Below are 24,142 nucleotides of genomic sequence, written 5' to 3' on the forward strand. Positions count from 1 at the left end.
ATGACCGAGCACCTGACGCGCCACGACGCCGAGGACGACCAGGACTTCACCGGCCGTGAGGACGTGCACGAGGCCGGCGGCTTCCGGGACGAAAGCGGCACCGACGTACCGGACCAGGACCGGGCCGACTTCCGTGAGCCCGGCACCGCGGACGAGCACACCGCTGACGACCGCGCCGCCGACGACCAGAACCTGAGCACCGCCGACCTGGCCTCCGCTTCGGCCGGGCGGCAGGACACCGGCGAAACCACCACCCCCCAGGGTTCGGGCGGCGACGTGGAGACGCCCGCGGGGTCGGGCGGGGACGTGGAGACGCCGCCGCTGATCGACGAGGAGAAGGTCACCGGGTTCCGCGACCGCTGGCAGAACGTCCAGACCGGCTTCGTCGACGACCCGAAGCAGGCGGTCCAGCAGGCCGACGAACTCGTCGCCGCCGTGATCAGCGCGCTCGCCAACACCTTCGCCGAGCACAAGAGCGAGCTGGAAAACCAGTGGCGTCAGGGTGAACCGGCCACCGAGGAGCTGCGGATCGCGCTGCGCCGCTACCGCTCCTTCTTCGACCAGCTGCTGCCCCGCTAGCGGACACCGTTTCCCGGCGGGCATGATCGGGTAGCCCGCCGGGAAACGGGTCAGCAACGGGAGGCAGCCGAATGAACGTGGCCGAACTGCTCACGGATGGGTTCAGCCGGGTCCAGGGCACGGTGCACGCGGCGGTCGAAGGACTGACCGCCGAGCAGCTCGGCGCCCGGTTGGACGACGAAGCCAACTCGATCGCCTGGCTGGTGTGGCACCTGACCCGGGTCCAGGACGACCACGTCGCCGACGTGGCCGGGACCGAGCAGGTGTGGACCGGCGAGGACTGGCTTTCGCGGTTCGGCCTCCCCTTCCCCGCGGGCGACACCGGCTACGGCCACCGCCCGGCCGACGTCGAAGCGGTCCGGGTCGCCAAGCCGGACCTGCTGACCGGCTACTACGACGCCGTGCACGAACAGACTCTCCGGTTCGTCGCCGGCCTCGACGCCGCCGCCCTCGACCGGATCGTCGACGAGGCGTGGGACCCGCCGGTGTCCCTCGGCGTGCGGCTGATCAGCGTCCTCGACGACGACATCCAGCACGCCGGACAGGCGATGTACGTCCGCGGGCTGCTGGAGCGCCGGTAGTTTCAGCAGTCCTCGTAGCCGTCGCCGTGGTGGTCGGCCAGCCGCTGCGGCCCCGGCCCGGCGGCGCCGAGCCGGTCGTCCGGATTGGCGAGCTTGCAGCTGGCCATGGACATGCAGCCGCAGCCGATGCAGTTGACCAGCTGGTCGCGCAGCTGTTCCAGCTGGCGGATCCGCGCGTTCAGATCCTCCTGCCAGCACTGGGAAATCCGCGCCCAGTCGGTGCGCGTCGGCGTCCGGTCGTCGGACAGCAGGGCGAGCACTTCCCGGATCTTCGACAGCGGCATGCCGACCCGCTGAGACATCCGGATGAAGGTCACGCGGCGCAGCGTGTCGCGGCGGTAGCGCCGCTGGTTGCCCGCGGTACGGCGGCTGTGGATGAGGCCTTCGTCCTCGTAGAAGCGCAGGGCCGACGCGGGTACCCCGCTGCGCCGGGAAAGTTCGCCTACCGTCAGGTCGGGCAGCGGCCGGGCCGCGACGTTCGCCATGGCCGACAGCCAACCACAGCCGCCGGCTTGACTTCAAGGGAACTTTAAGTTTCATCCTGGGCCCAGCAATGTTCCGCTGTGCCGAGGAGGAAACGTGTCGGAAGTGCCGGTCCGGGTCGCGGTGATCGTGGGAAGTGTCCGGGAAGGACGGTTCGGCCCGGTGGTGGCGGACTGGCTGGCCGGCGTCGCCGGCCGGCACGGCGGTTTCGCGGTCGACGTCGTCGACCTCGCCGAACCCGACCTCCCGCTGGTGATGCCCGCGTTCGGGGCCGCGCCGAGCCCGGCGGTCGTCGCCGAAGTCGCGAAGGTGGCCCCGCGGCTCGCGGCCGCCGACGCGTTCGTCGTGGTCACGCCGGAGTACAACCACAGCTATCCGGCGTCGCTCAAGAACGCCATCGACTGGCACCAGCCGGAATGGCGGGCCAAGCCGGTCGCTTTCGTTTCCTACGGCGGGATTTCCGGCGGCCTGCGCGCGGTCGAGCACCTGCGCGCGGTCTTCGCGGAACTCCACGCGGTGACCATCCGCGAGACGGTCAGCTTCCACGGCGCCCACGCGCGCTTCGGCGACGACGGCGTGCCGACCGACGACGCGGCGGGCGTCGCGGCGAAGGCGATGCTCGACCAGCTCGCCTGGTGGGCCCGGTCGCTGGCCGAGGCCCGGGCGGCGCGGCCCTATCCCGGCTGACCCGTGGCGCTATGTCGACTCGGCGTCACGCCTGGCACGTCTGGTACGGCAGCTGGACGTCCGGCCCGATCAGGGCGATGGTGCCGTTGACGGAGCTCCCGCCGTCCAGCGTCAGCGCGGCGAACGTGGTGCAGACCAGCTGGTTGATCCCGGCGGCGCCGATCGGCCGGAGCGGGGACGAGAAGGTGATCGTCGCCGGCGGCCCGGGGGACACCGTGATCCCGCCGACCAGCCGCGGCAGCGCGGTCGTGTAGCCGTCGGCCTTCTCGTCGGAGGACGGCCCCTCCAGCAGCATCGCCAGGGTCGACTGGACGGTCACCGGGAAGCCGCCCGGCCGCGTCACCGGGGCCGGGCGGCCGTCGCGGAGGAAGTACAGGATCACGTCGGTGCCGGGGCCGCCGTTCACCGGGTTCCGCAGCGTCGGCGCCGGACCCGCCCCGAGCACCGGCGTCGGCTTGATCCCGCACGCGCTCACCAGCAGCAGCACCGCCAGGACGAGGAGTTTCTTCACCGCGCCTCCCGGGGCAGCCGCAGCTCGAACCGGGCGCCGGTGCCGGTGTCGGCCGCGACGATGTCGCCGCCGTGCAGCCGCGCGTTCTCCCGCGCGATGGACAGCCCGAGGCCGCTGCCTTCGGACCGGGCGCGGGCGGTGTCGGCCTTGGTGAAGCGGTCGAAGACCCGCGGCAGCACGTCGGCGGGGATCCCCGGCCCGTGGTCGGTGACGGTGAGCACGACGTCACCGAACTCCTCCCGCAGCACCACCTCGACCGGCGGCTCGCCGTGCCGCAGCGCGTTGCCGACCAGGTTCGCCACGACGATGTCGAGCCGCCGCCGGTCGAGCCGCGCGGTGATCCCCGGCGGCAGGTCCGCGACCAGGTCGTCGCCGGGTTCCCAGCCGCGCGCGGCGAAGCTGTCGGCGACCGCCGCGGCGACGTCCAGGTCCTCCCGGCGCAGCTCCGCCCGCCCGGCGTCGAACCGGGAGATCTCGATCAGGTCCTGCACCAGCCGGGTCAGCCGCCGGGTCTCGGCCGACACCAGCCGTGCGGCGACCGCGGTGTCCGGCGGCAGCTGCTCGGCGTCCTCGTCGAGGACGTCGGTGACCGCGTTCATCGCCGCCAGCGGCGTCCGCAGCTCGTGCGAGACGTCCGCGACGAACCGCCGCGCGTCGGCCTCCATCGCGCGCAGCGTGCCCATCGTGCGCTCCAGCTCCGCGGCGGTGTGGTTGAAGGTGGTGACCAGCTGGGCGAGCTCGTCGGATCCCTTGGCCCGCAGCCGGACGTCCAGCCGCCCGCGGCCGAGCTGGCTCGCCGCGGTGTTCAGCGCGCGTACCGGCCGCAGCACCTGCCGGGCGGCCAGCAGCGCCACGGCGACGGCCAAGGGCAGGGCGAGCGCGGAGTACAGCCAGGCGTTGCGGGCCAGCTCGTCGATGGCGTCCCGCTGGTCGGTCAGGAACACCATCGCGTAGACCTCGAGACCGCTCGGCCGGCCACTGGTGGTCTGCACCGGGAAGCCGACGAAGAACGTCGGGACGCCGTCGAGGTCGACGCGCTGGAACTGGATGCTCGTGGTGACGGCCACCGCGTGGCGCAGCCCGGCCGGCACGGCGTCGAGCGTCAGCCCCGCCGACGAGTGCAGGTCGTGGTAGACGACGAGCACGTTGCTGGGTTTGAGGGCTGTCGCGAAGGCGTCGAGCGTGCCCGCGGACGGCGGCACCGAAACGGTCGGCAGGTACGCGGTGATCTGGTCGCGCAGCTTCAGCATGGTCTGGTCCTGGATGCCTTCCAGGATGGCCCGGCGCGCGGAGACGTAGCTCGCGCCCGCGGCGGCGGTGGCGCCGAGGATCATGATGACGGCGAAGGCGGCGACCAGGCGGGGCCGCAGGCCGGGGAGCCACGACCGGATCCGCGGCGCCGTCACGACCGGCCGAACCGGTAACCGAACCCCCGGACCGTCTGCACGTGCTCCGGCTTCGCCGGCACGTCCTCGATCTTCGCGCGCAGCCGCTGCACGCAGGCGTCCACGAGCCGGGAGTCCCCGAGGTAGTCGTGGTCCCACACGGCGGAGAGGATCTGCTGGCGGCTGTACACCTGCCCGGGCGTGCGCGAGAGCTCCAGCAGCAGCTTCAGCTCGGTCGGGGTCAGCGACACCGGGGCGCCGCGCTTGGTCACCTCGAGCGCGGCGCGGTCGATGACGAGGTCGCCGTGCCGTTCCTCGGCCGCAGCGGGCTCGCCCGGCCGTTCGCCGACGGCCCGGCGCAGGACGGCCCGGATCCGCGCGTCCAGCACGCGCGGCTCGACCGGCTTGGCGACGTAGTCGTCGGCGCCCGCTTCGAGCCCGGCGACGATGTCGAAGTCGTCACTGCGGGCGGTGAGCATGATGATCGGGACGGCCCCCGAGGCCCGCATCCGGCGGCAGGTCTCGAAGCCGTCCATGCCGGGCAGCATCAGGTCGAGCACGACGAGGTCGGGCCGGTGCTGCACGAGCGCCTCGATGCCGAGCTCGCCCGATTCCGCGGTGTGCACCACGTGTCCCTGCCTGCGCAGGGCCAGCTGCAGACCCTCCCGCACCGCCGCGTCGTCCTCTACCACCAGTACCTCGGCCACGGCGCCATTATTCGGAAAAGCGCACGTCATGGCGACCCGGGCGGATCTTGTAGCAAAACCATGACATCGTCCTGACGGGATCCCGAAACGCGCGCCGCAGACTCGGGGACATGGCAGTGATCCTCACCGACGCACCCTCCGCGCCCCGCCCGGCGGCCCCCGCGCTCGTGACCCGGGCGGCGTCCCGCACGGCGGTCCTGGCGGCGAGCGCGGCCGGGTTCGCCCTCGCGTTCGTCGCGGCCTACCTGTTGTTCGTCCGCACGCAGGCGGGCCGCGGCGTGGAGAACGGCGTCGTCCACAGCGCCCAGTCGACGACGGTGGAGTGGGCGGCCCCGCTGCGCGAAGCCGACCTGGTGGTCGTGCTCGGCGGCGTGGCGGTGCTGCTGGTGGTGATCGCCCTGGCCCGGCGCCGGTTCGCCCTCGGCGTGACGGCGCTGTTGCTGCTCGCGGCGCCACTGATGGTGGCGCAGCTGCTCAAGCTGTACGTCCTGGACCGCCCGAGCACGGACGACCGCCTGGGCGTGGCGAGCCACAACAGTTTCCCGAGCGGCCACGTGAGCGCGGCGATGGCGGTGCTGGTGGCACTGGCGATCGTGCTGCCCCGCAGGGTCCGCTCGACGGCCCTGGTGACGGGCGGATTCGGCGTCGCCTGGGTCTCGGCGGCAGCGGTGGCACTGGGCTGGCACCGGTTGAGCGACACCGTCGGCGGCTGTTTGCTGGTCGCAGCGGTCACCTGCGCCGGGGCGGCGGTGGTGTCCGCCCGCCGCCCCGACGGTGACCGGGTGCCGTGGATCCCGGTGCTGACGGGTTTGCTGGCACCGCCCGTGGTGGTGCTGGCGGGTTTCGCGGTACTGGCAACGGCAACATCGGCAGCGGCCCAGTTCGTGGCGGCGCTGGTGCTGGCGGCGCTGTCGGCGGAGGTGGTGGTGTTGCTGGTGGCGGCGCCGCTGCGGCGGGTGACGTTCGACCCGGCGGAGGGGCGGGTTCGCCGGCTCCGGCGGGTGAGTCGCGGGGGCGGTCGGCGGCCGGAGGGGCGGGGTGCGTACTCCGCTGGGGCTGCTGGGTCGTCGAACCGCTGAGGTGCCGAGCCGCGGAGCCATTGAGCCGCTGAGGTGCTGAGCCGCTGTCCCGACCCGCCGTCTGCTCGCGTATCCGGACGGTCGGCTCGCGCACCTGGACGGTCGGTTCGCGTGCTTGGAGGGTCGGTTCGCGTGACTGCGGGGGCATCTCCCGTGATTGGGCGGACATCTTGCGTGACTGCGGGGGCATCTCGTGTGATTGGGCGGGCATCACGTTGGGGGCCGTGGTGGGGAGGGCCAGTTTCGGGGGATTGGACCGCGACAGGAGTTACTGGTGGGCCTAGCGTCGGGTGGATGGACCCGAGGTTGGCCGATGACCTGCACTCCCTGCCCGATCTTCTCGATGCCGCAAGCAAACTCGCCGGTGCGGCGCTCGCCGGGCTGGCCGGACGGGCCGCCGCCGTTCCGCCCGGGGCCGTGGTGCCCGCGCCCCTTCCCGATGAAGGTGTCGGGGCGCGGGGTGCGCTCGAGGAGTTCTCGCGGCGGTGGGAGCCCGGCTTCGCCGCCAGTGCCGGGCCGCGGTACCTCGGGTTCGTGACCGGCGGGGCGACCCCCGCGTCGCTGGCCGGGGACTGGCTCACCGCCGCCTACGACCAGAACCCCGCCAGCGGGATGGACTCCTCCGCGCAGGACCTCGAACGCGAGACCGTCGGCTGGCTGGCCGAACTCTTCGGGCTGGGCCCGGAGTTCTCCGGTGCGTTCGTCACCGGCGCCACGATGTCCACGGTGACCGGCCTGGCCATCGCCCGCGAGTGGCTCGGCGAACGAGCCGGCGTGACGGTCTCCGCCGAAGGTGCCGCCGCGCTCGGGCCCGTCACCGTGCTTTCCGGTTCGCCGCACTCGAGCATCTCGAAGGCGTTGTCGTTCCTGGGAATGGGCCGTTCTTCGCTGCGGAAGGTGCCACTGCTGCCGGGCCGCGAAGCCGTCGATGTCGCGAAGCTCGGCGAAGTCCTCGAGACGCTCGACGGTCCGGCGATCGTCGTCGCGAACGCCGGGACCGTCAACACCGTCGACTTCGACGACCTGCGCGCGATCGCCGCGCTCAAGCAGCGGCACGACTTCTGGCTGCACGTCGACGCCGCGTTCGGCGGGTTCGCCGCGCTCGCGCCGGAGCACGCCGCCCTCACCGCGGGGCTCGAACTGGCCGACTCGGTGGTCGTCGACCTGCACAAGTGGCTCAACGTGCCCTACGACTCGGCCGTCCAGTTCACCCGCCGCCGCGATCTGCAGCTGCGGGTCTTCAGCAACAACGCCGCCTACCTCGGCGAAATCGGCGAGATCCCGGATTTCCTGCACCTCACCCCGGAGAACTCCCGGCGGCTGCGCGCGCTGCCCGCCTGGTGCTCGCTCGTCGCCTACGGCCGCGCCGGGCACCGCGAGATCGTCGAGCGCTGCGTCTCGCTGGCCCGGGACCTGGGCGCGCGGATCGACGGCTCGCCCCGCTGGCACCTGCTCGCGCCGGTACGGCTCAACGTCGTCTGCTTCACCCCGGCCGGGGAGGTCGACCAGGCTCGGATCGACGCCCTCGTCCGCGCGATCGCCGAGGACGGGACCACGTTCCTGACCCCGACGGTGTACGACGGCCGGCCTGCGCTGCGCGCCGCCTTCAGCAACTGGCGGACGACCGCCGCCGACGTCGACCGGATCTTCGCCGTGCTGGACCGGCTGGCCGCCGCCTAGCTGCGGTCCGACTTCGGCATCAGGTATTTCCACGGCGACGCGCCGGCTCCCCGCTCGCACGGGACGTGCACCAGCGACGGCCGGCCCGCCGCGAACGCCTTGTCCAGCGCGCCGCGCAGGTCGTCCGGGGTGCGCGCGGTCAGGCCGAGCGCGCCGAACGTCTCGGCGAGGCGGGCGAAGTCCGGGTTCCGCAGCCGGCCGCCCAGCGCGCGGCCCTCGAAGAGCCGCTCCTGGTCGAGGTGGACGTTGCCGTAGGAGCCGTTGTCGAACACGACCGCCACCACGTTCAGTCCGTATTGGACGGCCGTGGCGAGTTCCTGCGCGGCGAACATGAAACCGCCGTCCCCGGCCACCGAAACCACCGGACGGCCCGGGAACGCCGCCTGCACGCCCAGCGCCGTCGGGTAGCCGAAGCCGAGCGTGCCCTGGTGGCCGCAGGTGACGAAGGTGCGTGGGGCGTACACCTCGAACCCGAAGTACGACGCGAAGCCGACCTGGCAGATCTCTTCGACGAAGAAACCGTCGCGCGGCAGCACGTCCCGGATCGCCCGGAGGTACTCCAGTTCCGGTCCGACGTCGGCGAACCGCGCCGCCACGGCGGACTTCAACGCGGTGAACTCCGCCGTCCGGTCCGTCCGTTGTGGACCGACGGCCGCGGTCAGCGCGGCCGTGGCGCCGGCCGCGTCGGCGACGATCGCGACGTCCGCTTCGAGCCGGGTCGCCTGCCGCGGGTCGATGTCGAGCAGGATCGTCTTCAGGCCCGCGGGCTTGTCCGGCCAGCGGAACCACGACAGCTCCATCCGCGACCCGATGCCGACCACCACGTCGGTCTCGGCCCACCGCTCGAAGCCGGAGACGCAGGTGAAGCCGAGCGGGTGGTCGTCGCCGACGATGCCGCGCCCGCCGCGGAACGGCACCACCGGCGCCTGCAGCCGCTCGGCCAGCGCCCGGACCTCGGCGGCGGCGTGCCGGGCGCCGCCGCCCACCATGATCATCGGGTGCTTCGCGCCGGCCAGGAGCTCGGCGGCCTTCCCGACGGCGTCCGGGTCGACGGCCGGGCACGGCAGCGGCAGCGGGCCGGCGGCTTCGGCGGGCGCGCGCAGCCCCAGCACGTCCCACGGCACCGCGAGGGCGACCGGCCGCGGCCGCCCGCCCGCTGCCTCCCGGAACGCCGTTGCCAGTGCGTCGGGGACCGCCGACGGGTGCTCGACCAGCGCGGACCACTTCGTGATCGTGCGCAGGGTCGCCAGCTGGTCCGGCATCTCGTGCAGGTGCCCGAGCCCGCGGCCGAGGTACGCGCGCGGGATCTCGCTCGTCAGGCACAGCACCGGCGCGCTCGCCCCGTGCGCCGAGAGCATCGCGGCCGACGCGTTGAGGACGCCGGGGCCCGGCACGACGGTGTAGACGCCGGTGCGGCCGGTCGCCTGGGCGTACCCGAACGCCATGTAGGCCACGGTCTGCTCGTGCCGGGCGCCGATCACCCGGATCTCGCCGCGGGTGCGGGCGAGGCTGTCGAACAGGTCGTAGGTCTGCACGCCCGGCAGGCCGAAGACGGTGTCCACGCCGTGGGCCCGCAGCCCGTCGACGATCAGGTCGGCCGCGGTCGGGGCAGGCGGGGGGATCGGCATCGGCGCGGCCTCCTGAGCGTCGTCCGTCGACGGAACCATATATGGTTTCCTACATGATCAGCGCGTCCTCGGGAAGACCGGTCACCAAGTCCCAGCTGGCCTACGAGACGATCAAGGCCCGGATCCTCGACGGCCGGTACGGACCGGGCTACCGGCTGGTGCTCGACCAGATCGGCCGCGAGCTCGACGTCAGCGCGGTGCCGGTCCGCGAGGCGCTGCGCCGGCTGGAGGCCGAAGAGCTGATCGAGTTCGAGCGCAACGTCGGAGCCCGGGTGGTGGCCATCGACCCCACCGCCTACCAGCACGCGATGCAGACCGTGGCGATCGTCGAGGGCGCGGCCACCGGACTCGCCGCGCCGCTGCTCACGGCGGAGGCCCTGGGGCGGGCCCGCGAACTCAACGACCGGATGCGCCGCAGCCTCGCCGAGTTCGACCCGCTGGCGTTCACCGCGCTGAACGCCGAGTTCCACGAGGTGCTGTTCAGCGCCTGCCCCAACCCGAACCTGGTGGACCTGGTGCAGCGCTGCTGGACCCGCCTGGCCGCCGTCCGCGACAGCACGTTCACCTCGGTGCCCGGGCGTGCGCCCGTGTCGGTCGAGGAGCACGACCAGTTGCTCGCGCTGATCGAAGGCGGGGCCGGCCCGGAGGAGGTCGAGCGGTTCGCCCGGGGACATCGCATGGCGACCTTGGAGGCCTATCTCGCCCGGGATCGGTGAGGGCGGCCGGTTGTTTCCCCGCTCGCCGGATGCCAGGGTCGGAACGTGCCGATCTTCCCCGCCCCGGACGGAACCGGGCTCGCCGTTCAGCTGCGCGGCGCCGGTGCCGAGCCGCCGCTGGTGTGCCTGCCCGGTGGGCCGATGCGGGCCGGCGGCTATCTCGGGGATCTCGGCGGGTTGACCGCCCGGCGCCGCGTCGCCGTGCTGGACCTCCGGGGCACCGGTGACTCCGAGGAGCCGCGCGACCCGGCCACCTACCGGTGCGACCGGCAGGTCGAAGACGTCGAGGCGTTGCGCAAGCACCTCGGCCTCGAACGGTTCGACCTGCTCGGGCACTCGGCCGGGGCGAGCCTGGCCCTCCGGTACGCGGCCCGGTACCCGGAGCGGCTGCGCCGGCTCGCGCTGATCGCGCCCAGCCCGCGGGCCGTCGGCTTCGAACTGCCCGCCGCCGAACGACGGCGGATCGTGGCCCGGCGCGCCGGCGCGCCCTGGTTCGCCGCCGCGTCCGCCGCCTACGACGCGATCGCCGCGAAGACGGCGACCGGCGCCGACTGGGCCGCCGTCGCGCCGCTGTACTACGGCCGCTGGGACTCCGCGGCCCAGCGGCACCACGCCGGGGAACGCCTCCAGCGCAACGGCGAGGCCGCGCGGATCTACAACTCCGCGGGCGCGTTCGAGCCCGAACCCACCCGCGCCGCGCTCGGCGCCGTCACCGCTCCGGTGCTGGTGCTGGCCGGCGACCTGGACTGGATCGCCAGCCCGGCGGTCGCGGAGCGCCTCGCCGGGTTGTTCACGGACGGCCGGGTCGTCGTGCTGCCCGGGGTGGCGCACTACCCGTGGCTGGACGACGCGGCCGCGTTCACCTCAGCCGTGGACGGGTTCCTGGCCTGAGGCCGGGTTGCGGCGGGGCTTGATGCGGACCGCCGGCAGGGCCGGCGCGGGCAGCCGGTCGCCCGGGTAGCCCGTGACGCTGCCGAACTGGTCCGACCCGGCCTGCCACGCTTCGCGGAACGCGGCGATCTCCTCGTGGGTGCGGCCGACGAAGTTCCACCACATCAGGATCTCTTCGTCGAACGGGGTGCCGCCCAGCAGCAGGAACCGGGCCGGGGCGGTGCCGCGGTTGCTCAGGGTCAGGGAGCGCACGCCGGTGCCGACGTACCCCAGTTCCGCCGCGCGGACGCGGGTGCCGGCCACGACGACGTCGCCGGTGTCGACCAGGACACCGTGCTCGAAACGCGGGTCCACGCCGAGGGACATGTGGGCGTCCGGGCCCAGCACGACCTCCGCGCCCAGCAGCGGGGTGAACGTCGGGATCGGGGACGTGCGCCCGGCCAGCGACCCGAGGAACACCCGGATCTCCGCGCCTTCGATCCGGTTCACCGACGGCACGTAGTGGTCGAAGGCCCGTGCGGTGTGCCGGTGCCGCTCGGGCAGGGCCACCCAGAGCTGGACGCCGTGGAGTGTCTTCGTGGCCGCGGTCGAGACCTCCGAGTGACAGATGCCGTGGCCGCCGGTCATCAGGTTCAGCTCGCCGGGCCGGACCATCGCGTGCGTGCCCAGGCTGTCGCGGTGCTCGATCTCGCCGGCGAACAGCCAGCTCACCGTCTGCAAGCCGGTGTGCGGGTGCGGGGCCACGTCCATCGCGCGAGGCCCGGCGACCTCGTCCGGGCCGTAGTGGTCGGCGAAGCACCACGCGCCGATCAGGGAGCGCGACCGCTGGGGGAGGGTCCGGCGGACGCGCATCGCCCGGGGGCCGCCCAGCGGTACCTCGCGCGGGGTGAGGACCTCGACGGCCGGGCGGACGGGGTCGGCCGTCGCGGGCCGGTCGCCGCAGGCGAGCTCGGCGGGGGCGGCCTCGGTGTTGCTCATGCCCGCCACGGTAGTCGCGATCCCGCTGGGGCGTGGGTGGGGCACGGACCGGTGGCGGCCGGGTGGCCGGTGCTTCCGGACGGGCCGGACGCCGTCTTCGGTGGCTGCCGAGCGGACCGGGCGCTGGTTCCGGGGGGCCGGTTCGACTGGCGGACGGGCCGGGCCCTGTTCTCGGGACTGGCGGGGCGGGTCCGGGGCGGGCCTTGTTCTCGGGATTGCCGGGGCGGGTCGGGCGTGGGGTGGGCCCAGTTGTCGGGATTGCCGGGGCGGGTCCGGCGTGGGCTGGGCCTGCTGTCGAGGCTGCCGGGGCGGGTCGGGCGCGGGGCTGGGCCTGTTCTCGCAACTGTCGGGGCGAGTCCGGCATGGGATAGGTCCTGTGCTGGGGACTGCCGGGGCGGGTCCGGCGTGGGCTGGGCCTGCTGTCGGGGCTGCCGGGGCGAGTCCGGCGTGGGCCTGGCCCTGTTCTCGGGAATGCCAGGGCGGGTCCGGCGCTGGCGGGCCTGAGCGGCGGCCGGGTTTGCTTTGTGGAGTTGTCAAACAGCGTGCCCGGTGCGCCGGTCAGGCGGCTGGGCGTTGCTCGGTCGCGATGATCGCCCGGCCCGCCGGGGTCAGGACCGCCGGGACCAGCTCGCCCGGGTTTCCCGGGCGGGCCGCGCGGACCAGGCCCTGGTGGGCCAGCTCGTGGGCCGCGAACTGGTCGCCGCAGGACAGGCCGTCGATGAACAGGTCGGGTTCGCTGCTGCAGGACATCTGGGCGCGGCCGGCGCCCACCGCTCGCAACATCGCCCTCATCCGGTGGTTGACCGCGGGGTGCGCCACCGGTGAGCCGGTCTTCTCGTTCCCGTTCATCTCGGTCCCTCCCGCTCGTGGTTCGGCCTCGTCCTGCCCATGCGTCGAACCGGAAAACGGGAATTCGACATCCGGGAGGAACCGGCCGGAGCGTTCCCCCATCGTCACCGCGGGCGGTCAAGGGCGGGTCGAATCCCCGTTGACGGGCGTTCGGAGGACGGCGGCGAACGGATGGCTCAGAACGGCGGGTCGCCCACCGCCACCGGCTCCGGGGTCCACGCGCTGCTTCCCTCGGTGCCCGTCGCCCGGCTGACCTTGGTCACCTTCGCGGTCGCGTAGCGCAGGGACGGCCCGATCTCGTCGACCTCCAGCTCCGTCACGGTGCGCTTCTCGCCCTCCTTCGTGTCGTACGACCGCTGTCTCAGCCGGCCGTGGACCACGACCCGGGTTCCGCGCACCAGCGACTCCGCGACGTTTTCCGCGTACTGCCGCCAAAGACTGCAGCGCAGGAACATCGCGTCGCCGTCGCGCCAGGTGCCGGATTCGCGGTCGTACACCCTCGGGGTGCTCGCGACCGTGAAGTTCGCGACCGCCGCGCCGGCCGGGGTGAACCGCAGTTCGGGGTCGCTCGTCAGGTTGCCGACCACCGTGATCGTCGTTTCGCCAGCCATCGGTCTCTCCTTCTGCTCCGGGTGCGGGGTGCACCGTTCTTGCCGTCGAGGAGAGCACGGGGGTCCGACAATTCCGGGCCGGGGGACGAGATGCCGGCACCCGGCCGGGCTGGTTTCCTGCCGCCATGCCGACCGCGTTTGAGAAGGAGCTGGTCACGCTCGCTCGCCGGCCGGCGGACCTGTGCGCGCTCGTCGCGAGCGCGCTCGAAGAGGCCACTCGCTCGGTCCTGGAAACTGACCACACGCTGGGCGGACGGGTGCGCGAGCAGGTCGACGCGGCGGTCGCGCTCGGGGCCGCGTGCGAGGACCAGGCGTGTGCGCTGCTGGCCCTGCACACGCCGCGGGAGGTGGCGGTGAAGGCGGTCGTCGCCGCCGTGCACACCGCCGCGGATCTCACTCGGATGGGTGGTCTTGTGCGGGAGGTCGCGGAGGCACCGGGACGCGTGCCGCCGGACGCCCGGCCCGCGCTCGCCCGGCTCGGTGCGCACGCGGTGGCCGCGGCTCGTGCTTCGGGGGAGTGGCTGGCCGGCGGGGAGGGTGCCGGGCCCGGCGAGGCCGTGGCGCTCGCCGAGGCGGCCGAGCGGGAGCTGCGGGAGTGGGTGGACGGCCGCGACTGGCCGCGCGGGGCCCGTGCCGCGGTCGATCTCGTGCTGCTCGCGGCCCTCCACGCGCGGTTCGCCGCGGCGGCGGGGCGGATCGGCCGGCGGGCCGCGGGATTCGCGCCGGTGGGTGCTTAGGCGGCCCGGGAGGCCGGTGGTGGGGAACAGCGGGACGTTCCGGCTCGGCCGGGTGCGGGCAGGTCAGCGCCCGGTCGCGGACGGAGCCGGAACCGGTCCGCGCCTACTGACCCTGCTGCGGGAACTGGCCCGGCTGCGGGAAACCCTGCGGCTGCGAAGGGTGCTGCGGGTATCCCGAAGGGTGCTGCACGCCCTGCTGCGGAAGACCCTGCGGGTACCCGGGCGCGGCCTGCGGCCGGGCCTGGTTCTGCTCCTCCTGCGCCTGCAGGCGGACCGCGTCCTCCTTGGGGATCCGGTTCTCGATCCCGCAGAACGTGCACTGCGCCGTGTACTTGACGCTGATCGGGAACAACGGGATGAAGAACAGCGTGAACTTCGTGACCGCCTTGCGCACCGCGTGCGAGGCGGGGTTGCCGCAGCGGCCGCACAGGAAGGTCGTCATCGCCAGCACGTAGATCCGCGTACGCCAGCCCCAGATCAGCATCGGTCTTCTCTCTTTCGGTCCTTCGCTCGCCGGGCAGCCTCGCACATCGGCGGGGCCCGGCGTGGCGGTTTCGGGGAACCCGTCCGGATCGGCTCCTGGCGGACACGCCACGGGGCTAGATTGGGACGATGCCGAGTGATTTCGCCCTCAAGACGATGAATGCCGTGCACCGCGGCCTGATCAAGCTGACCGGCGGCCGAGTGGGGTGGCAGGTCGCCATGCCGGTCCTCGAGCTCACCACCGTCGGGCGCAAGAGCGGGCAGCCCCGGTCCGTGCTGCTGACCTCGCCGCACCAGGACGGCGGCACCTACGTCGTGGTGGCCTCGCGCGGCGGTGACGACGTGCATCCGGCTTGGTTCCTGAACCTCCGGGACAATCCCGACGTCGAGGTGTCGGTGAAGGGCGGCCCCAAGCGCCCGATGCGGGCCCGGGTCGCCGGCGCCGAAGAGCGGGCGCGGCTGTGGCCGAAGATCACCGCGGACTTCAAGAACTACGCGCAATACCAGACGAAGACCGAGCGGGAGATCCCGCTCGTCTTCCTCGAACCGCGGTAGGTCACGACCGCGCCTGCAGGTACGCCGGGTCCGCCGGCGGGATCGGCTGGTCCGGGACCCCGGCCAGCAACTGGCTCATCGCGTGGAAGTACGGCGGTGCGGCGACCGTGCCGCCGAACGCGCCGTGGCCGCAGTTGCCCAGGTGCACCGGGGTGCCCGGGCAGATCTCGCGCGGGTGGGGTCCGTCGGCGAAGACCATCGACGAGACCGCGTAGCCGTCGACACCGCCGACGAACGCCACCGATTCGCTCTGCTGCGTCGTGCCCGTCTTGCCGATGTCGGGGCGGGTCCAGCCCGCCGCGTGGGCCGCTTCGGCCGACGTGCCGCTCGTCGTGTCCTTGCTCAGCCCCGCCTCCAGGGTGTTCGCCACGCCGGTCGGGATCACGCGCTCGCACGCCTGCTGCCGGACCGGCACGGCGGTCCCGTTCCGGTCGGTCACCGAGAGGATCGGGTTCGGCGGGCACCAGACGCCGCCGCTCATCAGCGTCGCCGAGACGTTCGCCATCTCCAAGGGACTCACCGGGCTGTTGCCGAGGGTGAACGACAGCAGGTTCTCGAAGTACTGCGACTGGGGCCGGCTGTACTGCGGGTTACCGGACTTCGGGTCCGGCGCGTGACCGGCGTCGTTGGTCGCCAGGGTGTTGCGCAGCCCGAGCTTGTACGCCATGTCCAGCACGGCGGGCATCCCGACCTGGCTCTCGAGCCCGACGAACGCCACGTTCGGCGACGTCGCCAGCCCGTCGGCGAGGGTGATCGGGTCGGCGTAGTGGCCGTCGTTGTGGACGGTGTAGCAGGCCGTGTGCGCGTCCGGCACCGGGAAGCACTGGCTGTCCGGGTTGGGCAGGGGCGTGTCCAGGCCGGCCTTGCCGGTGACGAGCGCCGCGGCCGAGGTGAAGATCTTGAACGACGAGCCCGCGCCGAACTCGTTGCTCGCGTCGGCGACGATGTCGGTCGACGTCTCGCCCTGCGCCGGATCGGTGCCGTAGTTGCGGTTCGCGACCATGGCGAGCACCTGGTGGCCGTCCTGGCCCGGCTGGACGACGGCGAAGGTGTTGGCCACGCCGTCCTGCGTGGTCGGCACGTTCGCGTCGACCGCGTCCTTGGTGACCTGCGAGACGCGCGGGTCGAGGGTGGTCTTGATCGTGTACCCGCCGGTGGCCAGCTGGTCGGGGGTGAACCCGGCGCGCACGAGGTAGCTTTCCGCATAGGCGCAGAAGAAGCCCGCGTCCGGCGCCGCGCCGAGGCACGTGCCGGACGGTGTGACGGGACCGTTCGGCAGCACCCCGAGCGGTGCCGCCTTCGCCGTTGCCGCGTACGAGGCGGGGATCGAGCCGTTGGTGACCATGTCGTCGATGACGAGGTTGCGGCGCTGCAGCGCCTTGTCCGGGTGGGTGTACGGGTTGTAGACGCTGGGGTTGTTCACCATTCCGGCCAGCAGTGCCGCCTGCGGCACGGTCAGTTTGTCCGCCGTCGTCCCGAAATAGGCTTTTGCCGCGGCGCCGACCCCGTACACCGTTCCGCTGAATTCCACGACGTTGAGGTAATCGGCGAGAATGTCGTCCTTGCTCTTCGTCGCGTTCAGCTGGACGGCCATTTTCGCCTCCCGCAGCTTGCGGGCGAGCGAGTCCTCGCGGTCGGCCTGCTGGGCCGCGGGGTCGTTCCGGTCGACGACGTTGATCAGGTAGTTCTTGACGTCCTGCTGGGTGATCGTCGATGCGCCCTGCAGCGCGCCGCCGGTGCTGTCGTTCACCGCCGCGCGGAGCATCCCCTGCAGGTCGACGCCGCCTTCGGTGTAGAACCGGCGGTCCTCGACCGCGATGATCGCGGCCTTCACCGCGGGCGCGATCCCGGCCGCGGCGACCGGGAGGCGGTACTGCGCGTAGAGCGTCGCGATCGGGGTGCCGTCGCGGTCGGTCACCGTCGTCACCAAGGGCGGGTCGGCCGCGGCCAGCTGGGCGGAAATGGCGTCCACCGAATCGCTGACCTGATTCGACAGCAGGCCCGCGCCGAGGGCGACGGGTGCCGCCGTCCCGGCCACCAGAATTCCGGCGAGCACACACAACCCGGCAAAAGGGACCACGCCCCGGCGACGTTCCACGGAATCGAGATTAGGCATCGGGCGATAAAGCTTCCGTTCGGTGAGACATGTGCCTCACCGGGCCAACCTCCCCAGCAGGGCCGAGGCGACCGCAACGGCCGCCACCGTCGCGACGGCCAGCACGGCGAAGTCGGTGCCGAGGTGTGCGGGGGTGCCGATCAGCAGGCCGCGCAGCGCGTCGACCTGGTAGCTCAGCGGGTTGACGTGGCTGAGCACCTTCAGCCACGGCGGCATCAGGTCCACCGGGTACAGCGCGTTCGAGCCGAAGAACAGCGGCATCGTGATCGCCTGCCCGATGCCCATCAGCCGCTCCCGCGACAGCACGATCCCGGCGATCACGATGGACAGGCAGCAGAAGAACGCCGAGCCGAGCACGAGGACGACGGCCATGGCGAGGAGCTTCAGCGGGTTCGCGGTCAGCCCGACGCCGAGGAGCGCGGCCAGCACCAGCACCATCAGCGCCTGGACGAGCGCGCGGACCCCGGCGGCGAACGCCTTCCCCGCGACGAGCGCCGCGCGCGGGGTCGGCGTCACGAGCAGCTTGGCGAGGACGCCCGCGTCCCGCTCCCAGATGATCTGGATGCCGTAGAAGATGGCGATGAACAACGCCGACTGCGCGAGGATGCCCGGCGCCAGGTAGTCGAGGTAGGGCGTCGAGCCGGTCGGGATCGCGCGCAGCCGGGTGAACGTCTCCCCGAAGATCAGCAGCCACAGCGCGGGCTGGATCGCCCGGGTGAGCAGCTCGGTCTGGTCGCGGCGCAGCTTCTGCAGCTCCACCAGGCACATCGCGCCGACGCGGGCGACGAGCACGCGCAGCCGGCGCACCGGTCCCGGATCAGCCGAGACGGCGGGCGGTACGGCGAGTGGCACGGACACCGCGGATCCCTCCTTCTTCGCTCGTCAGGCGGTTGCCGGTGACCGACCGGAACACGTCGTCCAAAGTGGACTCCGGGCCGAGGCCGGCCTCGAGCTCGGCCGGGGTGCCCAGCGCGCGGATCCGGCCGGCGTCCATCAGGGCGACGCGGTCGCAGTACTGCTCGGCTTCGTCCATGTAGTGCGTCGTGACGAGCACGGTCATGCCCGTCGCTGCCCGGATCGAGCCGATGCGGTCCCACACCGACGACCGGGCGACCGGGTCGAGCCCGATCGTCGGCTCGTCGAGGATCAGCAGCCGCGGCGAGCTGACCAGGGCCTGGGCGAGTTCGAGCCGGCGGATCATGCCCCCGGAGTACGTCTTCGCCGTGCGGTCGGCGTCGTCGGCCAGGCCGACCAGGTCCAGCGCGAGCCGCACCTGCTCGCGACGGGCGGCTCGCGGCACGTCGAAGAGCCGCGCGAACAGCGCGACGTTTTCGCGGCCGGTCAGCGCGCCGTCGGCGGACAGCTGCTGCGGGACGTACCCGATCAGCCGGCGCACGGCCATCCGGCGGCGGGCCACGTCGACGCCGAAGACGGTGATGCGGTCCGGGGCGGCCGGCAGCAGCGTGGTGATCATCCGGAGGGTGGTGGTCTTGCCGGCGCCGTTCGGGCCGAGCAGGCCGAACACCTCGCCGGGGTGGATCTCCAGGTCGACCCCGTCCACGGCGCGGGTCGCGCCGAACGAGTGGCGCAGGCCGGTGCAGCGCACCGCCGCGGGTTCGGTCATGGCTGCTCCTTCAGGATGCCCACGAGTTTTTCGAGCGACGGCAACGCGAGCTCGATCACGGCGATGTCCTCTTCGGACAGTTCGGCGAGCGCGTCGGCGACGAGCCCGGTGCGGGCGCGGCGCCAGGCCGCCATCCGGTCGGCGGCCGCGGCGGTGATCTCCAGACGTGCGGCGCGCCGGTCGGCGGGGTCGGCCTCGCGCTGCAGCAGCCCGGCGTCGGCGAGCTGGTTGACCAGCGTGCTGACGGAGTTGTTCGCCAGGTGCAGCTCGCGCGCGGCCGCGGCGACGCCGATGCCGGGGTGGTCGGCCACGACGCGCAGGAGCTCGATCTGGGCGCCGGGCAGCGGGCTGCCGGGCAGGCCGATGCGGACCCGGCGGCGCACCACGCGGCGGAGCCCCTGGACGGTGCCCAGGAGCCGGTCGGCGAGGTCGGTCATGCTGCCAACTTAGCTCTGCCCCAGATCTATTAGCAACGCTAAATGTCTGGTTGGTGAGGAACGCGCGGGTTCGGTGCGGACGGGGTGTGATCGGGACCGGCCGAAGCCGAAAGGGACACCGCTGATCGGTGGAACCTGACCCGGCGTGACCGTTCGGCGGCGAAGTGCTGCCGTTCGCCGCGTGCCCGGCAGGTTCCGGGGCGGAATTCCCCGCGCGGGCGCATGCTGTCCTTTCCGGCCCCGCGTCCCCGCGCCTGACGTCCACAGTGGACACTGCCAGTGCGCCCGGTCCGGCGGCCTCCGAGATGAGGATGGGATCTTTCGTCGTGACCCTGCTGGACAGCAAGCTCGTCCGGTGCTGGACTTCGCGCCCGCACCTGCAGTCCCTCTACACCCTCGCCGCGGCCGCCCCGCGGGTGCGCGCCGCGCTCGGCCTGGCGCCCACCGGCGGCGGCACGGTCGACTTCAAGGTGGACGGGGACGCGCTGGCCCGGACCGCGGCGGAGCTGATCGCGGCGACGTCGGCGCGGCTGCCGGTGCACCCGCTGGTCACGCAGGACCTCCAGGGCCGTTCGACGGTCCGGTGCTGGCGCCGCGACCGCGACCTGCGCGTGCTGACCGGCGACCTCGTCGACGTCGCGGACCGGCTGGCCAGGGCGGGGTACGGCGGCTCCCTGCGGTTCGCCACCGTCGAGTTCGCGGAGCCGGCCGGCCGCCGCGAAGGGAAGCTGGCGCTGGTGTACCTGTTCGACCGCGGGACGTTCCACACCGCGGCGCCGGGGAGCCGGCCGCTGGACCGGGCGCTGGAGCTGCGCGCCCGGGCCGCGTTGCACGGTGCGCTGCCGCTCGAACCCGTGGCGCACCGGCGGTTCGTGCTCTGAGGGGGGAACGCTGAAAATCCGCCGATTGGCGCAGCCGGTGCGCTCTGCGAGGATGCTGCTCTCTGCCGATCGAAGGAGATGGCCGTGGCTTCTCGTCTCAACCCGTACCTGAGCTTCCGCGACGACGCGCGGCAGGCCATGGAGTTCTACAAGAGCGTCTTCGGCGGCACGCTGACCCTGAACACGTTCGGGGAATTCGGCTCACCCGAAAGAGCGGACGCGGACAAGGTCATGCACGCCCAGCTCGAGGCCGAAAACGGCTTCACGCTGATGGCGTCGGACACCCCGGCCGGGATGCAGCACACCCCGGGCACGAACATCTCGGTGAGCCTGAGCGGGGACGACGCCGACGACCTGCGCGGCTACTGGGACAAGCTCAGCGACGGCGGCACCGTGACGGTTCCGTTCGAAAAGCAGATGTGGGGCGACGAGTTCGGCGCCTGCGTCGACAAGTTCGGCATCCCGTGGATGGTCAACGTCGTGCACGGCTGACCGCGAGCCGTTGCAGCCGGTGCCCTCGTCGGTGACGATGGAGGAACCGGCGTGGCGTGGCGCCGGGCCGAAGGAGGCCCGATGGCGGGTTTTCCCTGGACGTGTGCGCAGTGCGGCGCGGACAACGACCCCGCTGCCGGGCGCTGTGCGACGTGCACGAGCCTGGCCCCCGGCCGGGCCCGCGCGCGGGCGTTGTGGGTGCTGCTGGCGCTGATGCTCGTCGCCGGTCTCGCGGTGGGCGGGGTCCTGCTGTTCGCCGGGCGCCCGCGGCCCGCGCCGGCCGCGTCGGGGCCGCTCCCGCAGTACACGACACCCGCGCTGCCGACCACCAAGACCGTCGTCACCACGGCGGACGCCGCCACCCCGCCGGTGACGCCGTCCACGACGACGGCGGACAAGCCGTGTCCGGCGGATGCCGCGCGCTACCTGCCCGGCGGGCAGGGGACGGCGCTGCTCGTCGCGCAGACCGCGAAGTCCCTCGTCACGATCTGCCGGACGCCCGACGGCCGGATCTTCTACGACGGCCAAGCCCGCGGGCAGGCGGCCTCCGGCGACACCCACATCATGCTGCCGGCCGAAGCCTCGGGCGACGGCTTCGTCGCGGTCAACGGCGACTACCGCTACAAGGTCGGCGGCGGCAGGCTGGTCGTGTCGGCCGGGTCCGACGTGCTCTCGGACGAGGAGCTGACCGCGGTCGGCTGAGCACCGGACAGCTCTTCCACCGGTTCCGCGTCGAAGCCGAGATCGGCCCGCATCCGGGCGCGCATGAGGCGGTAGCCGCGCTGGCCGGCGTCCCAGGCCGGCCGCAGCCGGGTGCCGTCGTCGTCGGGGTCCAGCAGCATCGCGGCCAGCCGCATCCGCGGCAGCGTGGCGTCGCTGACCAGCTGCCGGACCGCCTCGGGCGCGTGCAGCACGACGGGCCCGAGCGCGTGCTGGGCCTCGCTGCGCACCTCGCGCAGCTCGGTGATCTGGTGTTCGTCGAGCTTGCGGCCCGACTCGACGATCGCGCGGGCTTGGAAGAGCACGCCGTCGAACGCCTCGAGGACTCCCATCAGCCCGGCGTAGGCGTCGGCCCGGGTCTCGTGGGTGCGGGCTTCGCGTTCGCGCTGCCACCGGCGTTCCTCGCGGGCCGCGTCTTCGGTCATCCGCCGGTTCTCACGCCGTCCCGAGAGCACCTGGGTCAGGATCACCCCGGCGAGGCCGAGCAACGCGACGACGATCGGAATCCACACCGGGACCTGGGAACCCACGGGTGCACCCTACCCAGGATGTGGGAGTGGCGGCGGCCACCCGGCGCCGATCAGCATGCTGGAGCCATGGCTTCTCCGCTCGACAACCCGACCTGGGCGTCCCTGACCGGACCACACGCGCACTTCGCGGAACGGCGCGGGCGCGTGCTGCGCTACCCCGAGGACGTCGCGCCGTTCCTGGCGCTGCCCGACGACCCCGGCGAGCAGGACTGGCGGGACGTCGCCGAGCTCGCCGGGCCGGGGGCGACCGTGGTGATCGCCGCGGCCACCGCGCGGCCGCCGTCCGGCTGGGAGGTGCTCGACGAGATCCCCGGCGTGCAGCTGGTCGACGAGGGGGTCGCGGCCGCGCCCGAACCGGAAGCCGTGCGGCTCGGCCCCGCGGACGTGCCCGAGATGCTGGACCTCGTCGAGCGGACGCGGCCCGGGCCGTTCCGGGAGCGGACCGTCGAGCTCGGCACCTACCTCGGCATCCGGCGCGGCGGCGCGCTCGTCGCGATGGCCGGCGAGCGGCTGCACCCGCCGGGGTACACGGAGATCAGCGCGGTCTGCACCGACCCGGCCCACCGCGGCCAGGGCCTGGCGACGCGGCTGGTGCTCGCGGTGGCCGCGGGCATCCGCGAGCGCGGCGAGACCCCGATCATGCACGCGGCGGCGGGCAACACCGGCGCGATCCGCCTGTACCTGTCCCTCGGGTTCGCGCTGCGGTACCGGCCGGACTTCGTGGCGGTGCGCGTCCCGCTCGCGGTCGGGGTCTGAGCTCAGCCCGGCACCCACATCGTGACGCGGGTGCCGCGGCCCGGCTGCGAGTCGACCGTGCCGTGGCCGCCCACCTCGGCCAGGCGCGCCACGATGGACTGGCTGATGCCGAAGCCCGGCGGGCGGGCGCCGACGTCGAAGCCCTGGCCCTGGTCCCGGGCCACCACCGCGATCCCGCCGTCGCGTTCCTCCACGCGCAGCACGACCTGCTTCGTCCCCGAGTGCTTCACGGTGTTGCGCAACGCCTCGCGGACCGCTTCGCACAGCGCGGTGCGCCGGTCCTGCGAGACCTTGTTTTCGTCCGCGAAATCCGCGGCGACGAGCTGCGTGCGCAGGCCGTCGCGGGCCAGCTCGGTGGCGACGTCGGCGAGTTCGACCGCGAAGCTGCGCGTGAGTCCCGTCGGCACCGGCTCGGTGATCCGGCGGCGCAGCTCGGCCGCTTCCGCCTGGGCGACCGAACGCAGCTCCGACAGCCGCGTGACGGCGTGGGCGTCGTCGCCGGGCGCGGAAATGGCCAGCGCTTCGAGCGTCTGCAGCACGCTGTCGTGCATGATCCGCCGGGTCCGGCGGCGTTCGGCCTCGCGCCCGCGCCGGAGCCCGATGTCGACCGCGAACCGGGTGCCGACGCCGAGCATGATGAGGATCGCCACGGCGAGCACGATCGCCACCGCCAGCGCGACCAGGCAGCCGATCGAACGCGTCATGGCGAGCTGGTTGCCCAGCGGGAGCCCGCCGGCCAGGGTCAGCGCGGCCCGGAGCGGGACGGCGGCCGCGAACAGCCACAGCGCCGCGGGCAGCCCGGACGTGCCCGCCCAGATGGCGACCGAGCCGACCAGCCAGGTCCAGGACACGTCGACGGCGAACGGCTGCACCGAGGCCGGGGCCGTCATCGCCACCACGAGGTTGAGGGCCACGCCGAGGGACAGGTCCAGGGCGAGGGCCCGGCTGGTGAGGCGGGCGCGCAGGCCGCCCGAACGCAGCACCCAGACCACCGCGGCGGTGTTGACCGCGACGGCGAACACGGTGGCGCCCAGCACCGGCCCGAGCCCGAGCACGCCGTTCGCGGCGGTGAACCCGATGAACACCTTGACGAACGCGGCGGCCCGGTAGGCCATCGGAATGGCGACCCAGTAGCGCGAGGCGCGGGCCAGTGTCGCGTCCCCGACGGCGGTGAGGTCACCGGGGTCGGGCACGGGCTCGGCGGGCTCCGCGGGTGTGCCGCTGCGCAGCAGCGTGCGGACGAACGCGCGTGGCGGTGCGGCAGAGCCCGCCTCGGGCATCGGTGGTCCCCATTCATCCGGCCGTCCGGGCGGCCTGAGCCTGGCAGCGCGACGGGGGCCCAGTCAACCGTCCCGCCACGGAGCCAGCCCGCTGGAGCAAAGGGGGCGACCGGTTCGTGATCTGGTGATCGAACCGCCGTGCACGTGCAGGTGAGCCGGGTGCGGG

General features: G+C 73.2%; 28 protein-coding genes. 13 read left to right on the forward strand and 15 right to left on the reverse strand.

The window, feature by feature from the left end:
• Together AB0M93_RS13135 and AB0M93_RS13140 are read left to right on the forward strand one after the other, a co-directional pair.
• Positions 1-579: a hypothetical protein gene (locus AB0M93_RS13135; protein ID WP_364272165.1), complete on the forward strand. Its 579-nt coding sequence runs from the start codon at positions 1-3 to the stop codon at positions 577-579.
• 71 nt (positions 580-650) lie between these two features.
• Positions 651-1,160, forward strand: a complete 510-nt coding sequence (locus tag AB0M93_RS13140) for a DUF664 domain-containing protein (RefSeq protein ID WP_364272168.1) — start codon at positions 651-653, stop codon at positions 1,158-1,160.
• Positions 1,161-1,162: 2 nt separating this feature from the next.
• On the opposite strand, the gene soxR is transcribed toward AB0M93_RS13140, so the two are convergent.
• Positions 1,163-1,645, reverse strand: a complete 483-nt coding sequence (gene soxR, locus AB0M93_RS13145; protein ID WP_364272171.1) for a redox-sensitive transcriptional activator SoxR — start codon at positions 1,643-1,645, stop codon at positions 1,163-1,165.
• A gap of 94 nt (positions 1,646-1,739) precedes the next feature.
• On the opposite strand from soxR, the gene AB0M93_RS13150 reads away from it, so the two are divergent.
• A complete protein-coding gene (locus AB0M93_RS13150; RefSeq protein ID WP_364272174.1) occupies positions 1,740-2,330 on the forward strand; it encodes an NAD(P)H-dependent oxidoreductase in 591 nt (196 codons plus the stop codon).
• A gap of 25 nt (positions 2,331-2,355) precedes the next feature.
• On the opposite strand, the gene AB0M93_RS13155 is transcribed toward AB0M93_RS13150, so the two are convergent.
• Genes AB0M93_RS13155 through AB0M93_RS13165 form a run of 3 tightly spaced genes read right to left on the reverse strand, consistent with a single transcriptional unit; the run spans position 2,356 to position 4,933 of the window.
• Positions 2,356-2,841, reverse strand: coding sequence for a hypothetical protein (locus AB0M93_RS13155; protein WP_364272177.1), 486 nt, complete (start codon positions 2,839-2,841; stop codon positions 2,356-2,358).
• A complete protein-coding gene (locus AB0M93_RS13160) occupies positions 2,838-4,247 on the reverse strand; it encodes a HAMP domain-containing sensor histidine kinase (RefSeq protein WP_364272180.1) in 1,410 nt (469 codons plus the stop codon). The genes AB0M93_RS13155 and AB0M93_RS13160 overlap by 4 nt, the downstream gene beginning before the upstream one ends.
• Positions 4,244-4,933 (reverse strand): response regulator transcription factor, encoded by a 690-nt coding sequence (locus AB0M93_RS13165; protein WP_364272183.1) that lies wholly within the window; start codon positions 4,931-4,933, stop codon positions 4,244-4,246. The genes AB0M93_RS13160 and AB0M93_RS13165 overlap by 4 nt, the downstream gene beginning before the upstream one ends.
• A gap of 116 nt (positions 4,934-5,049) precedes the next feature.
• On the opposite strand from AB0M93_RS13165, the gene AB0M93_RS13170 reads away from it, so the two are divergent.
• Positions 5,050-6,012 carry a phosphatase PAP2 family protein gene (locus AB0M93_RS13170; protein WP_364272882.1) on the forward strand — a complete coding sequence of 321 codons (963 nt, stop codon included), beginning with the start codon at positions 5,050-5,052 and terminating at the stop codon, positions 6,010-6,012.
• A 294-nt stretch (positions 6,013-6,306) separates the two neighbouring features.
• Positions 6,307-7,692, forward strand: coding sequence for a pyridoxal-dependent decarboxylase (locus AB0M93_RS13175; RefSeq protein ID WP_364272186.1), 1,386 nt, complete (start codon positions 6,307-6,309; stop codon positions 7,690-7,692).
• Here the strand turns inward: AB0M93_RS13175 and AB0M93_RS13180 are convergent.
• Complete coding sequence (locus AB0M93_RS13180; protein ID WP_364272189.1) at positions 7,689-9,320, reverse strand: thiamine pyrophosphate-dependent enzyme; 1,632 nt, start codon at positions 9,318-9,320, stop codon at positions 7,689-7,691. The genes AB0M93_RS13175 and AB0M93_RS13180 overlap by 4 nt on opposite strands.
• 41 nt (positions 9,321-9,361) lie before the next feature.
• Between AB0M93_RS13180 and AB0M93_RS13185 the strand changes: the two genes are divergently transcribed.
• Together AB0M93_RS13185 and AB0M93_RS13190 are read left to right on the forward strand one after the other, a co-directional pair.
• Positions 9,362-10,036 carry a GntR family transcriptional regulator gene (locus tag AB0M93_RS13185; protein WP_364272192.1) on the forward strand — a complete coding sequence of 225 codons (675 nt, stop codon included), beginning with the start codon at positions 9,362-9,364 and terminating at the stop codon, positions 10,034-10,036.
• 45 nt (positions 10,037-10,081) lie between these two features.
• Positions 10,082-10,927, forward strand: coding sequence for an alpha/beta hydrolase (locus tag AB0M93_RS13190; protein WP_364272195.1), 846 nt, complete (start codon positions 10,082-10,084; stop codon positions 10,925-10,927).
• Here the strand turns inward: AB0M93_RS13190 and AB0M93_RS13195 are convergent.
• From AB0M93_RS13195 to AB0M93_RS13205, 3 genes are all read right to left on the reverse strand, one after another.
• Entirely contained in the window at positions 10,901-11,905 is a 1,005-nt protein-coding gene (locus AB0M93_RS13195) for a pirin family protein (protein ID WP_364272198.1), read from the reverse strand. The two genes, AB0M93_RS13190 and AB0M93_RS13195, sit on opposite strands and share 27 nt — an antisense overlap.
• Before the next feature lie 558 nt (positions 11,906-12,463).
• Positions 12,464-12,754 (reverse strand): hypothetical protein, encoded by a 291-nt coding sequence (locus AB0M93_RS13200; RefSeq protein ID WP_364272201.1) that lies wholly within the window; start codon positions 12,752-12,754, stop codon positions 12,464-12,466.
• A gap of 176 nt (positions 12,755-12,930) precedes the next feature.
• Positions 12,931-13,365 (reverse strand): single-stranded DNA-binding protein, encoded by a 435-nt coding sequence (locus AB0M93_RS13205; protein ID WP_364272203.1) that lies wholly within the window; start codon positions 13,363-13,365, stop codon positions 12,931-12,933.
• A 125-nt stretch (positions 13,366-13,490) separates the two neighbouring features.
• Between AB0M93_RS13205 and AB0M93_RS13210 the strand changes: the two genes are divergently transcribed.
• Complete coding sequence (locus tag AB0M93_RS13210; RefSeq protein WP_364272206.1) at positions 13,491-14,102, forward strand: PhoU domain-containing protein; 612 nt, start codon at positions 13,491-13,493, stop codon at positions 14,100-14,102.
• A gap of 103 nt (positions 14,103-14,205) precedes the next feature.
• Here AB0M93_RS13210 and AB0M93_RS13215 read toward each other — a convergent pair whose 3' ends face one another.
• Positions 14,206-14,586 carry a zinc-ribbon domain-containing protein gene (locus AB0M93_RS13215; protein WP_364272209.1) on the reverse strand — a complete coding sequence of 127 codons (381 nt, stop codon included), beginning with the start codon at positions 14,584-14,586 and terminating at the stop codon, positions 14,206-14,208.
• Positions 14,587-14,714: 128 nt separating this feature from the next.
• Here AB0M93_RS13215 and AB0M93_RS13220 point away from each other — a divergent pair, with 128 nt between their 5' ends.
• Positions 14,715-15,140: a nitroreductase/quinone reductase family protein gene (locus tag AB0M93_RS13220; protein ID WP_364272212.1), complete on the forward strand. Its 426-nt coding sequence runs from the start codon at positions 14,715-14,717 to the stop codon at positions 15,138-15,140.
• Position 15,141: 1 nt separating this feature from the next.
• Here the strand turns inward: AB0M93_RS13220 and AB0M93_RS13225 are convergent, their stop codons facing one another.
• The 4 genes from AB0M93_RS13225 to AB0M93_RS13240 are packed head-to-tail and all read right to left on the reverse strand — an operon-like array spanning position 15,142 to position 19,317.
• The gene (locus AB0M93_RS13225) at positions 15,142-17,256 is read right to left on the reverse strand and encodes a transglycosylase domain-containing protein (protein WP_364272215.1); all 2,115 of its coding nucleotides are present in this window, start codon (positions 17,254-17,256) and stop codon (positions 15,142-15,144) included.
• A gap of 36 nt (positions 17,257-17,292) precedes the next feature.
• Positions 17,293-18,114, reverse strand: a complete 822-nt coding sequence (locus AB0M93_RS13230; RefSeq protein ID WP_364272218.1) for an ABC transporter permease — start codon at positions 18,112-18,114, stop codon at positions 17,293-17,295.
• On the reverse strand, positions 18,074-18,880 hold the full coding sequence (locus tag AB0M93_RS13235; protein ID WP_364272220.1) for an ATP-binding cassette domain-containing protein: 807 nt from the start codon (positions 18,878-18,880) through the stop codon (positions 18,074-18,076). The genes AB0M93_RS13230 and AB0M93_RS13235 overlap by 41 nt, the downstream gene beginning before the upstream one ends.
• Positions 18,877-19,317, reverse strand: coding sequence for a MarR family transcriptional regulator (locus tag AB0M93_RS13240; RefSeq protein WP_364272223.1), 441 nt, complete (start codon positions 19,315-19,317; stop codon positions 18,877-18,879). Before AB0M93_RS13240 ends, AB0M93_RS13235 begins: the two co-directional genes overlap by 4 nt.
• Positions 19,318-19,628: 311 nt before the next feature.
• Between AB0M93_RS13240 and AB0M93_RS13245 the strand changes: the two genes are divergently transcribed.
• The 3 genes from AB0M93_RS13245 (at position 19,629) to AB0M93_RS13255 (ending at position 21,392) form a co-directional block, all read left to right on the forward strand.
• The gene (locus tag AB0M93_RS13245; protein WP_364272226.1) at positions 19,629-20,198 is read left to right on the forward strand and encodes a hypothetical protein; all 570 of its coding nucleotides are present in this window, start codon (positions 19,629-19,631) and stop codon (positions 20,196-20,198) included.
• Positions 20,199-20,282: 84 nt separating this feature from the next.
• Positions 20,283-20,690 (forward strand): VOC family protein, encoded by a 408-nt coding sequence (locus tag AB0M93_RS13250; RefSeq protein ID WP_364272229.1) that lies wholly within the window; start codon positions 20,283-20,285, stop codon positions 20,688-20,690.
• 81 nt (positions 20,691-20,771) lie between these two features.
• Positions 20,772-21,392, forward strand: a complete 621-nt coding sequence (locus tag AB0M93_RS13255; RefSeq protein WP_364272232.1) for a hypothetical protein — start codon at positions 20,772-20,774, stop codon at positions 21,390-21,392.
• On the opposite strand, the gene AB0M93_RS13260 is transcribed toward AB0M93_RS13255, so the two are convergent.
• A complete protein-coding gene (locus AB0M93_RS13260; protein WP_364272234.1) occupies positions 21,311-21,940 on the reverse strand; it encodes a hypothetical protein in 630 nt (209 codons plus the stop codon). The two genes, AB0M93_RS13255 and AB0M93_RS13260, sit on opposite strands and share 82 nt — an antisense overlap.
• Before the next feature lie 66 nt (positions 21,941-22,006).
• On the opposite strand from AB0M93_RS13260, the gene AB0M93_RS13265 reads away from it, so the two are divergent.
• Entirely contained in the window at positions 22,007-22,696 is a 690-nt protein-coding gene (locus AB0M93_RS13265; protein ID WP_364272237.1) for a GNAT family N-acetyltransferase, read from the forward strand.
• Between the two features lie 2 nt (positions 22,697-22,698).
• Here the strand turns inward: AB0M93_RS13265 and AB0M93_RS13270 are convergent, their stop codons facing one another.
• Positions 22,699-23,976: an ATP-binding protein gene (locus AB0M93_RS13270; RefSeq protein WP_364272240.1), complete on the reverse strand. Its 1,278-nt coding sequence runs from the start codon at positions 23,974-23,976 to the stop codon at positions 22,699-22,701.
• Positions 23,977-24,142 lie beyond the last annotated feature (166 nt).

The sequence above is a fragment of the Amycolatopsis sp. NPDC051102 genome (assembly GCF_040682815.1).
Classification (GTDB): domain Bacteria; phylum Actinomycetota; class Actinomycetes; order Mycobacteriales; family Pseudonocardiaceae; genus Amycolatopsis.